Source organism: Winslowiella toletana, from assembly GCF_017875465.1.
GTDB classification, from domain to species: Bacteria; Pseudomonadota; Gammaproteobacteria; order Enterobacterales; family Enterobacteriaceae; genus Erwinia; species Erwinia toletana.
In genome coordinates, this window is record NZ_JAGGMQ010000001.1 from 2,237,869 (window position 1) to 2,252,689 (window position 14,821).

Here is a 14,821-nt window from a genome sequence, read left to right on the forward strand (position 1 = left end):
CGCCCCTGAGAGAAAAACAATCAGGATTGTGGCGCCGGAATATCAGAAACCTCAGGCTTGATTTCATCAGCCTGCACTGGCGTGGTTTTCGCTTCTGGCGGCGTCATAATCCGCTGCCAGCTATCCTGCAGGGATTTAATATTGGTTTCGGCTTCACCCTGCGGCTGCATCAGCACCATTGTCAGCTCCTGCGTCAGTTGCTGGCGCAGTTCCTGATTCATCATCGGCAGGGTTAACTGCGATAAAAACGTCTGGCGCAATTTCTGATACTGCTCGGGAGCAATATCCACCACACCGTTTTGCTGTGAACGCAGACGTTGACTCATCAGCACATCGGTATTGGTGCGCGCATAGGTGGCAAACAGCTTATTCAGTTCAGAGGTTTTCTGCGCCATTAACGCGTCAAACTCCTCCTGCGGCAAACCATTATCACGAATATTCGCCAGCTCACGCGCAATCAGGTTCATATTGTTCTGCAATGTGGCATTGCCTGAATCCATATTAATGCCACATTGCGCACGCTGATACAGCACGCGGCAATCGAAGCCAACCTGCACGCCCTGCGCTTTACTGTCGCTCAGCACGCGCTGGACATGCCAGAACAGCGCTTCACGCGCCAGATCGCTCTGCCAGTAACGCGCCAGGTTCTGCGAATCGCGAATCGGCTGCCATGGGGTGTCCCATACCAGCGACAGGCGATCCTGGCTGACATTGTTATTCACCAGATTCACCGGCTGATGCGGTAATGGTGAAAGCGTCGGCATTGGCGCTGGCGTTTCGCGTTTCCCCTCCAGCGAGGAGAATGTTTTGTTGATCTGTTCTGACAGGCTGCGGCTGTCAACATTGCCAACCACAAACAGCGTCATTGCATCCGGGGTATACCACTGTTTATAAAAGCTGTTTAGCTGCGTGATATCGATCGGCGCTTTGGCCGGTTCAGACGGATCATGAGCCAGCATCAGCGAGCCTTGCAGACGATAGCGCCACCACACATCCTGCGGATTAGCCGGATGGGTAGCAATTGGATCATCGGCGCCGATCGCCGTATTGACCACCTGATCGTTGATGGTCATTTTACCGGCGGTGGCGGCCAGCCAGCTCAGCGCTTCTTTCACCACTTCCGGACGGTTATTCGGCAGGCTGAGGTTATAAATGGTGAAGTCATAGGACGTCAGCGCCGGCGGCAGGGGGCGGCTGGGATCGATACTCTGTTGCCACAGGGCGCGCTGCTGAGCGGTATCCAGCGCGGTATTATGCACCAGCGCCAGACGTGGTAATAAATGGCTGAATCCGACCTGCTGGGCATTCTCCACCAGCGATCCGGTATTCACCAGTAATCGAATTTCAATTCTGTCGCTGGGGCGCTGCGGAGTGGTGAGCACCTGCCAGGTCAATCCGTTGTTTAATTTTCCCTGCTGCCAGGCAGGATCGGGTTGTAGTGTTTCAGCCTGCACCGTACTACTGACAGCTGCCAGCAACACCCCACCAACCAAAAGACGCATTATGGTGCCCTGCATGTGAACCCCTACTCAATCACAAACCAATAATAATCACTGGCGCTCCGCACTTGCCGTTATCATTACGTTGAATAATAAGGGGAAGCCGCTGCGTTTAAGAGAATAAATTCTTAGACCACGCATTGGCGGAGTTGTCGCGCAACGAAGTGAAATATCATAAAAAAAACTAATTGGGGATTATTATGCAAATACCCGCAGCAAGGGCAAGCTACTGCGGGCATTTGAGGGACTTTTTAGTTGAATTAGTCGCTAAGTGCGTTATTTCAGGCCGCTTTTTGCTGTTTCGCAGTGGATGACAGCGTCTCTTTCATCTGGTTTTCGTCCAGCTGACCGACCCATTTTGACACAAACACTGTCGCCACGCCGTTACCTACCAGGTTGGTTAGCGCACGCGCTTCAGACATAAAACGGTCAATGCCGAGGATTAATGCCAGACCCGCGACCGGCAGATGTCCAACCGCAGAGAGTGTCGCCGCCAGCACAATAAATCCGCTACCAGTGACCCCGGCCGCCCCTTTCGATGACAGCAGCAGCACCACCAGTAAGGTGATTTGGTGGATAATATCCATATGGCTGTTGGTGGCCTGCGCAATAAACACCGCGGCCATAGTCAGATAGATCGAGGTGCCATCGAGGTTAAACGAGTACCCCGTTGGGATAACCAGGCCCACCACTGACTTCTTACAGCCCAGACGCTCCATCTTTTCCAGCATACGCGGCAGCGCTGACTCGGAAGAGGATGTCCCCAGCACGATCAACAGTTCCTCTTTGATGTAGCCGATAAACTTGAAGATATTAAAGCCGATATAACGCGAGATCAGCCCCAGCACCACCACCACAAACAGCACACAGGTAATATAGAAGCAGATAATCAGCTGGCCGAGCTGCACCAGAGAACCGACGCCATATTTACCGATGGTAAAGGCCATCGCCCCGAAGGCGCCGATGGGCGCCAGGCGCATAATCATATTGATAATGCCGAAGATCACCCGGGAGAAGTTGTCGATAAAGTTGAAGATCATCGTACCTTTATCGCCAAGGCGATGCAGGGCGAAACCAAACATAATGGCGAACAGCAGCACCTGCAGAATGTTACCGCTGGCAAAGGCGCCAATCACGCTGCCGGGAATAATATCCAGCAGGAAGGGGATTACCCCTTGCGACTCGGCCTGCTGGGCATAGACCGCTACCGCTTTAGCATCAAGCGTGGCCGGATCGACATTCATGCCAACACCCGGCTGCACCACATTGACCACCACCAGGCCGATAATCAGTGCGATGGTGCTGACGATTTCAAAATAGAGCAGCGCTACGGCGCCGGTGCGCCCTACCGCCTTCATGCTTTCCATGCCCGCGATGCCGGTGACGACGGTGCAAAAGATAACTGGCGCGATGATCATTTTAATCAATTTAACAAAGGCGTCACCTAAGGGTTTCATTTGCGCGCCCAGCTCCGGATAGAAGTGGCCGAGCAGAATACCCACTGCGATTGCAGTTAATACTTGAAAGTACAGGCTTTTGAACAGGGATCTTTTCATAAAGGCGTTTCCGTTAACGGCTGTTTATGCGATTCACATCGCTATCATTAGAATTGTACGACAGCGCGGAAAGTAACATCGGGTTAACAGTATTAATATGTCCCGACTCACGTTGCGGAAATCATAATTAATTAATATGAACTGAAACGCTTCAGCAGAGGGTTTTGTAACTTTTGATACCGCTTAATGCGGTTATTGCGGGGGAGATGTCGCCGTGTCGACCGGTGGCATCCAGCTTTCAAATGCCGCCAGCGGCAGCGCCTCGGAGTAAAGGTAACCCTGGCCGATATGAATACCTCGCGCCAGCAGCCAGTCGCGCTGTTCAGGGGTTTCCACCCCTTCCGCCACCACGTCGATAGCGATAATGTCGGCAATCGCAGCGACGATTTTCACCATTGTATCGTCATCCGGCAACGCCGAAACAAAGCTGCGATCCATCTTCAGTTTGCTGATCGGTAGTGATTTAAACTGATGTAAAAAATTAAGGTTAGAGTAACCCATACCAAAATCGTCGAGCGCCACCGCAATACCGACGCGCTGCAACTCGCTTAACAAGGCGATCGCCTGCTCCGGATCGCCCACCTGCGCCGTTTCGGTGATTTCCAGCACCAGACTTCCCGGCAAAATACGATGACGCGCCAGTAAATCCTGTAAATGCGCGACTACGCCAGGATCGCGTAACTGCACCGCAGAAATATTGACGCTTAATGGCAACGTGATACCCCGTCGCTGCCAGCCCGCCAGTACCCGGCAGGACTCTTCAAACACCCAGCGTCCCAGCGCACCAATAACACCCAGCTCTTCCGCACCGATAATAAACCCTTCCGGCAGGCAGTAACTGCCGTCGCTCTGGCGCATTCGCAGCAGCGCTTCCGCACCCACCAGCTTGCCGCTGCGCATATCGATTTGTGGTTGCAGGAACAGCGAGAACTGCTCGCGCTCCAGCCCCTGCAGAATGTCATGCTCCTGCGTCAGGCGTTTTTGCGCCCGTTCGGTCAGCAGCGGGTCGAAGAACAGTATCTGGTTTTTTCCCTGGTGGCGTGCCGACATCATCGCTGAGGTGGCGCGCCCCAGCAGCTCTGGCGCTTTCAGCGCGTCATCATCACGCTGCGCCATGCCTATGCTGACGCTGGGTCGTAATTGCATATGCTGTAACGCCACCGGCTGCGTCAGACGCGCCATCACATTGCGCGCCAGACGAATGGCGCGGAACGGACTGTTAGCTCGCTTGGCCAGCAGGGCAAAGTCACTGCCATTAAGTTGCGCCAGCACTGAACGTTCATCGAGGCAGCTGCGGATTTTTTCCACCAGCGTCAGAATCAGGGTATCGCGCTGCTCATCGGTCAGTACTCCGTTCGCCTCCTGCAACGTCTCAATGCGCAGCACCATAATGGTAAAGCTGCTGACGGCGCCGGCAGATTTCAGATGCTGCTCCAGCAGCGCTAAAAACAGCGTCTTATTCGGTAGGTCGGTCAGCGCCACATGAGTGGTCAGGCGGCTCATCTCATCGTGAATCGACTCCTGCACCTGCTGATTACGGTTGTAGCTGCGAATCAGCATGCCAATTTCATCATCCCGATGCAGCGGCGGAATGGTCAGCTTATGCGTCAGAAGATCCTGCGGCGGCAACTCCTGTAGCTCGCGGGCAATATCGCGCAGCGGGTGAACCATCAGGCGATTAATACACCAGCTAATCGCTACCGACAGAATCAGCGCCAGCAGCAGATAGGTCGTCATCATGGTGGAGACGGTGCTGAGGATAAACTGGTACACCCGCCAGGAGTCCGCCTGCAACACCAGATAAGCCAGCGGCTTCGGCGCGGCGGTGCGCTCGGTGGCGTACAGCGGCACGGTAATTTGCACCGGCAATTCAAACACCCGGGCGATAAGGCGTGGCACCGGCTTTTCCGGATCAAAATCGGTATGTAATGCCTGGAAGGCGTTAGGTAGCACCACATCGGCCCGCGTCAGAATGCCAGCCGGTTTTAACGAGTTAAGAATGCGTTCCGCCTCAGGAATATCGGCGCGCAGCACCGCTTCTGACAGCGGCTGACGGACGGTATGCGCGATATTTTCCATTTGCTGGGCGTAGTCAGTCCTGCGCTGCTGCACAAAATGGAAAAGCTGGATAACGATAAATATACAGATGGTAATGATCGCAACCGCAGAAACCGTCGCCATCTGCTTAATCGTAAGGGAACGACTGACGCGCAAAGCTATTCTCCAGGCACCCTCTGAGGGTATGAGAAGGCAAAAACTGCCCAGAGTATATCTCATGCTGTGTGGTTTTTTATCCATGAGAATGCATGGGGTATGAGTGTTTAAGGGTTTTCCGAGTCAAAAGCGCCGCAAACAGGCCATATATCGACATTTCGCGACAAAAGCCTATTTAAAATCGGCATAGGGAGTCAGCGGCTGCGGCGGCATATCCAGGTCTCCTTGCCAGCCTGCCATCGAGTAGCGCAGATACATTAAGCCATGGCTGGGGGTATAATTCTTCGCCTGCTGAATATCAATCCCGGCGCCCAGCGTCCAGTGGGCGGTTAAACGTCGCTCAATCACCGCCTGCAACGTATAGCCAACGCCGCCGCCGGTGCTGTCGTCAGATTGTGGATTCGCACTGGTGTTAAAACCGGGATAAACCGGATAACGCTGCTGGCTTTTGCTGCGTGAGTGCGACCAGGAAGCGGAGCCGGACAGATCATATGACCAGTTTTCCGTGCGCTGACGCCAGCTGACTGGCAACGCCAGTGAGAAATAGCTTTGCGGGCTGTAATACCCTCCCTGACCAAAGGCGTAATCACTCAGGTCTTTCTGGTAATGCCATACCATACTGCTGACACCGACGCTCATGCGGCGGTGAGCGTCATTAATCAGCTTATAGTAGTAGCCACCCATCAGACGTTCACGGCTATTGTCCGCGACATTTTCACCGGTGATTTGATGCGCGCTGAGATCGCCCCACAGACCAGAAGCCCCGCCCTGGTCGTAACTGAGGCTCAGCGCGCCACCGCTGGCGACCACTCCGCCCCAGCGACGTCCGCCTTCGCTGCTGGGGTCATATGCCCCGGCAAATGAGAGCAAAGAGCTGGCGATCGGGCGGCGTGATGCGGTAAAGGTCACACCAATATCGTTAAGGTCGGTGTTCCAGCTGATACCGCCGACCCAGTTGCGCACCGCAAAACCGATTGGCGTGCTGCCGATATCCACCGACCAGCGCTGATTACGCCAGCCAATGGCGGGTGATACCCCCTCGGCGCGCTGCTTCAGGCCGCTGCTGCAACCGCTGGTATTATTATCGGCGCAGGTGCCAAACACCTCACGGTGGGCACCGTTTTCACTGTCAAAACTGCCGGCTGACAGCGCGACACGATCGAGACGCATAAAGCCTTTTCCCTGCGCAAGTGGGGTTTCAGCTTCCAGCATGGTGGTCCAGGCGCTCATATCTGAAACGCCACCACTGCCTTTGTTGCGTGAGTAATCCTGCTCCAGCGTCAGCGTGCTGTCCTGCTGACGCCAGAGATCGGCGGCATCGCTGCGCACACCGCGTTTCAGCCAGTCATCGCGTTCATCGCTGCGCATCAGCCGGGTAAAGCTGAGATTATCCTGCGGCAGCTGCGGGCTGATGCCGCTGGCGACCATCGCCTGGCGGTAATCATTTAGCGCCAGTTGTGGTTGCGTTTCCAGCCGCGCCGCATCACGGTATATCAGTGCACTGCTAAGCCCCGGCGGCGCACTGGCGACGCGGGTTTTCAGCCGGGCATACATAGCACGCGCACGTGCTGTGTCGCCGATGCTTTGCCAGGCGCTGGCCACCCGACGTTGACGGTTAAGGGTTGTCTGTGGCGGCAGAGCCTGCAACGCGCTGCGCGCTTCATCCTTACGGTTTAGCGCCACCAGCGCTTCGATACGTCCTGACGCCGCATCATCATCCTGCGGCAGCTGACGCAGTACCCGTTGATAGTGCTGTAAAGCCTGACCGGCATCGCCGCGCGCCAGCGCCCAGTCGGCCAGCGTATTATCGCGCGCCGCCGAGAAGGGCTGCTGTTGCAGCCAGACAATCGCCGCGCGCTCATTGCCGCCGTCGCGCAGGCGATTCGCCCGCGCCAGCATCTTATCCTGCTGCAAACGCGTCGCCAGCTGGTGCATATCCTGATCCCACTGCGCTTCTGGCAGCGTGTGCAACTGAGCCAGCGCCCGCTCGCCGCGTTCACTGGCGGAGAGATACAGCGCGTAAGCATAAACCTGAGCGCGGTCACCCGCCCGCCGTTGCGCCATCGTCGCCATCAGATTATCCGCCTGCTGCGGCCAGCCCGCCTGGCGTAGCGTCGCCGCCAGCCGCGCGTTAAGCCAGATATCATCGGGGGCATCCTGTTGCGCCAGGCGATACTTGTCCGCCGCCGCCTGCCAGCGCCCCTGCCCGGCCAGCACATTGCCCTCTGCCTGCCGCGCATCGCTGCGCAGACTGTTCAGAGTGTTGCCGAGGGCGCGCTGCTGCGCCGGCGACAGATGACCGATAAACGCCAGCGCCTTTTGCGGCGACTGCTGCTGATAAAGATTACTCAGACGGCGCGCGGCGCTGCTGTTGCCTGGGTCGAGGTGCAGCGCGCGCAGGAACTGCTGTTCGGCAGTCGCGTAATTTTTACTGGCCAGCGCCACATCGCCAAGGCCCACTAGCGCGTAGCTGTCGCCGCTGTCGAGTGCATGCGCCTGCTGGTAATCGCGTTGTGCGGCGGCAAGATCGCCGCGCGCCAGCGCTTTATCGCCATTGTCGATCGCCAGCCAGTAGCGATCCGATTGCAGCAGGCTGCGCCATTTGCCGATGCTGGTGCTCTGCTGGCCCGCCTGAATCGCGCGCTCAAAATAGCCAATCGCCGCCGCCCGCTGATTCGCTCGTGACAGCGCCTGGCCTGTGGCTCCCAGCAGTTCAGCATCGTCTGGCGTGGCTTTTAATGCCGCGCGCAACGCCGGCAGCGCGGCGGCTCCTGCACCGCGATCCACCAGCGCCAGTCCGCGCATCCGCTGACGGTACGCCGGATCGGCCAGCAGCTTTTGCTGCCGCTCCATCTCCTGCAGCCCCCTGCGCCGCGCATCACCCGCGTTAAAGGTATCGAGATAAGCCTGTAACTGCGCCACGCTGATGGCGGAAACCGGCTGCGAGACAATACGCGCCAGCCACAGATTCGCCGCCTGTTCCCGTCCCGCCGGATTTTGCGCCACCGCTTTGAGCTGGCTGAATGCCTGGTTATCGCTATTGCGTTGCAGCTGTATCTGAGCAATCTGTATCCGCACGCCAATATGCCCCGGATACTGCTGATCCAGCGCCTGTAAGCGGGTCAGAGCCAGATTCTGCTGGCCGTCGATACGCGCCACCAGTCGCCAGTACTCCAGCGCAATATCCACGCTGGGGAAAACGCCGTTAAACTGTTTATCGTACGCACTTCTGGCTGCCGCCAGCCGTCCGGAGGTAGCCAGCAAACGTGCCTGTTGCAGCTGCTGACGCCCTTCCGCTGATACCAGCAACATCGCCGCAGCTGCCTGCTGTGCGGCGACGGAACCTGGCGCGATGCGATTCAGCTGCGCCATTAAACGCTGCGCTTTTGCCTGATCGCCCTGATGCAGCGCCAGCCGCAGCTGTGCGGCCATCAGTTCCGGGTTATCAGGATCAATTTTCTCCAGGCGATAAATCGACTGGTTCACCAGATCGTCTTTATTTGTCGCTTCGCCAGTACGGATTTGCTGCAACAGCCAGTCAACCGGCGCCACCTGGCGGGCAACCACCGTGGTGGTAACGCCGGGCAGCAGCAGCGCCAGACATGGCCAGACTTTACTGACCACTAATGGCTATCCTCATCGCCGAGACGACGACGGCTGACCAGCCGCATCACCCGCCAGATCAGCAGGGCAAACAGAATCACCACCACCACGGTAAACAGCGCCAGCCATACCGGATGCGTTGCCAGCGCATTCCACAACCGCTCCCACCATGGCAGGTAGCCGACATCATAGTTATCACCAACACGCAGGCTGTTCACCCCGGACTCGCGCACAATCGCCACCGAACCGTAGATCGCCGCGCGTTTGCCGCTGTCCAGCAGCGCATTATTTAATAATTCCCAGCCACGCGGACTGTCGGCCATCAGCGCCACCACACTGCGCTGGTCGTGGAATGGCGACTGAAAACCGACAATCGCAGCCATCGGTCCGCTGGAGCCGATAGTGGTCTGACTTTCTGCCTGACGGTCACTGGCGGAGGCATCGACATTATCCAGCACCGTCTGACGGTTCGGCTTATTTACCCAGCTTTTTGCCGTGTCCACCAGCAGATTGATTTTGCTCTCCTCACGCAGCTGTTGCGGAATCACGCCAATCATCAGCAGATCGGCGTCGCTGCTCTTCGCCTTGCTCCAGTCATCGCTAATCTGCACGTTCAGTGCCGGATAACCGGTTTGCGCGCCGATATTTCCGAGGGCATTAAGCAGTGCGCTGACCTGCTCGCTGGAAGGCTGTGGCGTAACCAGCACCAAAGTTTGCGCCAGATCGGCATTACGGCTGAACGGGAAACCGGCATTGGCAAAAGCGCCCAGCGAAGGCATCTGCATAAAGTGGCGATAGCCGGAGAAATCCACCGTCGAATCGCCATCGATAACAATATGATTGCCCACCGGCGTCACGGTTTCACAGCGGCCATCGCTGGTGCCGCCGATAATGGTGGTGGCGTAATCGAAATCAAAACGCATCTGATTCACCACGCCAAGGCGCAGCGCCGGAATGCGCAGCTGATTATTGCTCTCCTGTAGCCCCTGAATCAGTGGAATATGCAGCAGCTGACGTCCGCTATCCTGCTTCATCGACAGCGGGTAATCCTGCATAAACTGCTCATTAAGATGGATCGCCAGCCGTGAGCCGTCATTCTGCAATGGCGAGGTATAGCGGTAACGAATGTCCATATCGATACCGCGTGCGCGGATCAGAAACAGGTCCGGCGGCAGATTCATATTCAGCGTAATCGGCGCGGGTTGCATACCGCTGGCCTGGAACTGGTTTTCATACTGCTGAAGTTCCGAGAAAGTGGTCGGGCGATCGGTACGCACCCAGCGCGGTGCATCATACGACTGACGTGGCGCCAGCGATTTTACGCTGTCGATAGTCGACTGCTGGCCGCGCAGCAACACGTCACCCTGCGCAATGCCGCGCACCGCGGTAATCAGATCCTGATCGTTACGTCCCAGCACCAGCAGCAGTTTCTGATACGGATTATCCGGGCGGCTGATGATTTCCACCGTCGGTTTCTGCACCGCCGGATAATCTTTCAGAAAATCGGGACGTCGGTCGTTAGTGGCAAACACCACCGCATGCTGCTGTGGCGGCAACTGGTTATACAGCACCGGGAATGCCTGACCATGCCATTCGGCCTGCACGCCAAACCAGGAAGCCAGCATCGCTGCGGCCTTCTGCTGCGCTAAATCCGGTTGGGCGGCAAATACCATTGGCAGTGACAGCGGACGACTGTCGCGGCTGTCAAAGAAGGGTTCCGGGAAATGGGACAGGTCATTTTTCACCGGCAGTTTCTGCATGCTGAGATCGAGCGAGCTGTCTTTACCGATATCCAGCCAGATGGAACTGTAAGCCGGATTTTCACAAACGTTGGTGTAATGTCCCACCAGCTCCATGCGGATACGGTTAAAATCGCCGATAAAACGCGGATCGATATTAACCTGCGTCTGCTGGCTTTTGCCCAGCTGATCCGCCGTCACCGTCACCAGACCGACTAACTCATCATTCAGGTAGATTTTCAGATGTGACATCACCGGCAGCAACGACGGTGAAGGACGATAGTGCAGATTCAGCACCGCTTTGGTGACCACTTCATCACTGCGCACGCCAAATTCAATCTGTCCCTGCGGGCGGGCGCCACGCAGATCAAAGCTTCCCGGCGGCGGCGCAACTTTGCTGAATGGCAACACGTCTTCACGCAGCGGCGGCGCTGGGTCGATGGTTACTGGCGACGACCCGGTGGTCAGCGCATTATTGCTTACTGTTACCGGGGCGGCATACGACAGGGGCATCACCACCATCAATAACGCGCTATACCAGCTTAGTTTTCTCGTCATGTTGTCATCATCAATTAGTGAGTTTTTGCCGCAGCGGTCAGTGGGCCTTTAGGCAGGAACGAGCCGATCCACAGCATAAGATCGGTAAGTGCGCCGAACAGACGGCGCAGACCCGGAGGGCCATATTCCGCCAGACGGACATAACCTTTAAAGCCCAGCAGCATAATGTCAGCCAGGCTATGCATCGGTTTATCTTCCGGAAAACCGTCCTGCCATAATGCCCAGGTATCGGCCCGGGCGAAGGTACACTGAATAAATTCAATATGTTGTCTGGTGCTGAGTCCTTGCAGACTGAGACCGGCACGGCGGCCAAACACGCGCTGCACATAACAGGGGAAACTGAACTCCTGCTGACCGCGTTTCAGCAGCAGGAAGACCTGCTCTTCAGCGCGCAGCAGCCCTTCATCCCGCAACTCCAGTCCGACACTGGCATCGGAATAGTCACGCAGGGTGCAGGGCAGCATATGGCCGCTGGCGCTCATAATCGCTGCTGGCATGGCGATTTCCACCCGGTGCGATTCGCGGATCTGCCGTGCTTCCACCGATACCGCTACCGCGCCACCCAGAATAATCATGTTGTAAATCACCCATACCGAGCTGACCAGCACCGTCATGATTTCCGTTTCCGGCCCGTTATACAGCCGCCAGACGGCGGCAAACAGACCCGCCAGATTCAGCAACACCAGAAACATATAAGGCCGGGTGATCACCCAGTCGAGATGACGCTCCCCAACCAGTCCGCCTTTCGCGGTGACGTTAAATTTGCCTTTACGCGGGTTAAACAGCGCCACCGTGGTCGGACGGGCGATATACCAGGCCAGCACCGTTTCATAGATATCGCTCCAGAACGAGTGGCGATAGCGCCCCTGGATACGCGAGTTTGTCAGACTGGTGTGGATCATATGCGGCAGCACGTAGATGGCGATCGCCAGCGCCGGCGCAAAAATAATAAAGGCATGGCACAGCAGAAACGCCAGTGGCGCCAGCAGGAAAATCAGCCGTGGAATACCGGAGAGAAAATGCAGCATGGCGTTGGCGTAACAGAGGCGCTGCACCAGCTTCAGCCCTTTGCCCAGCAGCGGATTATCCAGCCGGAAGATCTGCGCCATGCCGCGCGCCCAGCGGATACGCTGGCCGATATGCGCCGATAAACTTTCCGTCGCCAGTCCGGCGGCCTGCGGAATACGAATATAGGCCGAGGTGTAGCCCTGCCGGTGCATACGCAGTGAAGTATGCGCATCTTCCGTCACCGTGCCGGTGGCGATGCCGCCGACCGCATCCAGCGCGCTGCGGCGGATCACCGCACAGGAGCCACAGAAAAAAGTGGCGTCCCAGACATCATTGCCATCCTGCACCAGGCCATAAAACAGCGTGCCCTCATTCGGCGTACGGCGGAAGCGGCCGAGATTGCGTTCAAACGGATCCGGCGAGAAAAAGTGGTGCGGCGTCTGCAACATTCCCAGCTTCGGCTCTTTGATAAACCAGCCCATGGTCATTTGCAGAAACGAACGCGTCGGCACATGGTCGCAGTCAAAAATCGCCAGATACTCGCCGCGACAGACGTTTTGCAGCGCATGGTTAATATTACCCGCCTTAGCATGCTCATTGTTTTCACGCGCCACATAGTGAATGCCAATGCTGGCGGCGAACTCACGAAACGCCGGACGGTTGCCATCATCGAGCAGATAGATATTGATTTTGTCGTGCGGCCAGTCGATACCCAGCACGGCGTAAAGGGTCGGTTTCACCACGCTAAGCGGCTCGTTAAAAGTGGGCACCAGCACATCAATCGTCGGCCAGCTGGCGCACTCTTTCGGTAACGGCACCGGCTGACGATTCAGCGGCCATAAAGTCTGGAAATAACCGAGGATCAGTACTATCCATGAGAAGGTTTCCGCCGCAATCAGCATCAGGCCAAAGGTCAGACTAAGCGGGTCATCCCAGTTCAGCGTCGAGGTGTAGCGCCACCACAGATAGCGGCAGGAGACGGTGAGCGACAATACAATCAGCATGGTGGTCGATAAGCGGCCAGGTATGCGACGCACCACCATCGCCACCGCCCACAGCAACAGCACAAAGATAAACTGGGTAAACAGATCGAACGGCTGGGTGATACACAGCAGCGCCAGCAGGGTTGCAAGCGTGGCGCAGACGCCATACAGCAATAGTCGTAGCCGCGGATTTAGCCGCTCCAGCCGTGCTTCAGAACGCCCGGACAATTTTTGCTGCTGCGCGCGCTGCGGCAACGCGTTGAGCCATGCATGCACACGCCGACGCGCGCGTGACAGGGGATTAACAGCTTGCTGGTTACGCCGGGCATAAAATGGCGCCGTCAGCAGCAGCCACAGGCTCTGAATCAGATAACGCAGCGCATCCGCCGTACGCGGACATTCGGCAGAGATATGGGGAAATAACGCGCGACGCTGACGAATAATATTCTGCCACGCTGGCGTTTCCAGCCGCAGCAGTGACCAGCTCAGTATTACCCAGATGCACTGCAGGGCGGCGGCCAGTCTGCCCGCACCACAGCGGCGATAGCCGCCATAGCGCTGGCTCAGTGCCTGCGAAACCGTGGGAATCAACAGCCAGCGCAGGGGATTCATCGACGCAATCCGGAAAAGTTAATCAGCACCCAGCTGGCCAGTGTGGTGAGCTCTTCAACCGCCAGACTGCCGGGACGGTATTCCCCGGCGGGTTGTTTCATTAGCAGAGATTCCGCCAGCGCTTCATCACGATGAATATTCACCGGAACCAGGTTATTCAGGCCGCTGAGCCACAACTGCTGCAAATCCTGCTGCGACTGACTGTTGGCATTAAATTGATTGAGTAAGAAGTAAGTATTTACGTCAAAACGGCGCTGATGCAGGCGCAGCTGGCAATTGGCATCGGCGGTCAGCAGACAGAGATGATGGTCGGCCTGCGCGAGGATGTGGCGCGACCAGCAGTTTTCTTCCGCCGGAACATCCAGCAGCAGCCAGCGGTAATGGTTTTTCAGATCCGGCAGATGTTCCAGCCAGCCTGACAGATGATCGACAGCAGCCTGCTCCGGCATCTGACGTTCCTGCTCATTCAGACCGCCAAAAGGCACCAAATCCAGTTCCGGCAGATAGCGTAAAGCGCTCTGCTGCCAGTCATCCTTATCCAGCATCGCGCGCATCCAGCCGCGCGTAATATTCAGCGGCAGATTAAAATGCGCGGCCAGCTGGTTGCTGGCGGAAAAATCCATCACCAGTACGCTTTCGCCCAGCTGATTCAGCGCCCAGGCCAGCGCGGCGGTAATCGAGGTGGTTCCGCTGCCGCCGCGGATCCCCTGCAGTGCAATAACCGGCATTAATTCCCTTTCTCCTGCAGATCGTTGGCTAATTCATGCAGCAATGGCCAGCGTACAAGAATATTTTCCAGACGCTCATCTCTGGCAATATCGACATAGTCATTGGCGTTAAAGTTGAATGCTTCACTTAATGCACGAATGTCATCAGACTGACTGGTGACGGATACCACTGTGGAAATATTTTTGTTTTTTTTCATTGTCCATTACCGGGAAAACCCAACCTCTGCCAGTCAGGCCAATATACAGCAAAGCCAGGCGAGCGGGGAAAATGCGCGGCTTATTTTAGTTGTAATCAATATTTTAAAAACTACAATCAGTCTG

General features: G+C 56.6%; 8 protein-coding genes. All 8 read right to left on the reverse strand.

Going from position 1 to position 14,821, the window contains the following annotated elements; genetic code table 11:
- Positions 1–20: 20 nt before the first annotated feature.
- Complete coding sequence (locus J2125_RS10515) at positions 21–1,517, reverse strand: M16 family metallopeptidase (RefSeq protein WP_026111510.1); 1,497 nt, start codon at positions 1,515–1,517, stop codon at positions 21–23.
- 263 nt (positions 1,518–1,780) lie between these two features.
- Positions 1,781–3,055 carry a dicarboxylate/amino acid:cation symporter gene (locus J2125_RS10520; protein ID WP_017799679.1) on the reverse strand — a complete coding sequence of 425 codons (1,275 nt, stop codon included), beginning with the start codon at positions 3,053–3,055 and terminating at the stop codon, positions 1,781–1,783.
- Positions 3,056–3,247: 192 nt separating this feature from the next.
- Positions 3,248–5,269 (reverse strand): biofilm formation regulator HmsP, encoded by a 2,022-nt coding sequence (hmsP, locus tag J2125_RS10525; RefSeq protein WP_017799680.1) that lies wholly within the window; start codon positions 5,267–5,269, stop codon positions 3,248–3,250.
- 171 nt (positions 5,270–5,440) lie between these two features.
- A complete protein-coding gene (gene bcsC / locus J2125_RS10530; RefSeq protein WP_017799681.1) occupies positions 5,441–8,893 on the reverse strand; it encodes a cellulose synthase complex outer membrane protein BcsC in 3,453 nt (1,150 codons plus the stop codon).
- A complete protein-coding gene (gene bcsB / locus J2125_RS10535) occupies positions 8,893–11,169 on the reverse strand; it encodes a cellulose biosynthesis cyclic di-GMP-binding regulatory protein BcsB (protein WP_026111511.1) in 2,277 nt (758 codons plus the stop codon). Before bcsB ends, bcsC begins: the two co-directional genes overlap by 1 nt.
- Positions 11,170–11,183: 14 nt before the next feature.
- Positions 11,184–13,772 (reverse strand): UDP-forming cellulose synthase catalytic subunit, encoded by a 2,589-nt coding sequence (bcsA, locus tag J2125_RS10540; RefSeq protein ID WP_017799683.1) that lies wholly within the window; start codon positions 13,770–13,772, stop codon positions 11,184–11,186.
- Positions 13,769–14,500, reverse strand: coding sequence for a cellulose biosynthesis protein BcsQ (gene bcsQ / locus J2125_RS10545; RefSeq protein WP_017799684.1), 732 nt, complete (start codon positions 14,498–14,500; stop codon positions 13,769–13,771). Before bcsQ ends, bcsA begins: the two co-directional genes overlap by 4 nt.
- Positions 14,500–14,697, reverse strand: a complete 198-nt coding sequence (gene bcsR, locus J2125_RS10550) for a cellulose biosynthesis protein BcsR (RefSeq protein ID WP_017799685.1) — start codon at positions 14,695–14,697, stop codon at positions 14,500–14,502. Before bcsR ends, bcsQ begins: the two co-directional genes overlap by 1 nt.
- Positions 14,698–14,821 lie beyond the last annotated feature (124 nt).

What these genes read in the sequence shown, in the direction of transcription:
- bcsQ (WP_017799684.1), bottom strand. Translation starts at nt 14,500, where the DNA reads ATGCCGGTTATTGCACTGCAGGGGATCCGCGGCGGCAGCGGAACCACC.
- J2125_RS10515 (WP_026111510.1), bottom strand. Translation starts at nt 1,517, where the DNA reads ATGCAGGGCACCATAATGCGTCTTTTGGTTGGTGGGGTGTTGCTGGCA.
- bcsA (WP_017799683.1), bottom strand. Translation starts at nt 13,772, where the DNA reads ATGAATCCCCTGCGCTGGCTGTTGATTCCCACGGTTTCGCAGGCACTG.
- J2125_RS10520 (WP_017799679.1), bottom strand. Translation starts at nt 3,055, where the DNA reads ATGAAAAGATCCCTGTTCAAAAGCCTGTACTTTCAAGTATTAACTGCA.
- bcsB (WP_026111511.1), bottom strand. Translation starts at nt 11,169, where the DNA reads ATGACGAGAAAACTAAGCTGGTATAGCGCGTTATTGATGGTGGTGATG.
- bcsR (WP_017799685.1), bottom strand. Translation starts at nt 14,697, where the DNA reads ATGAAAAAAAACAAAAATATTTCCACAGTGGTATCCGTCACCAGTCAG.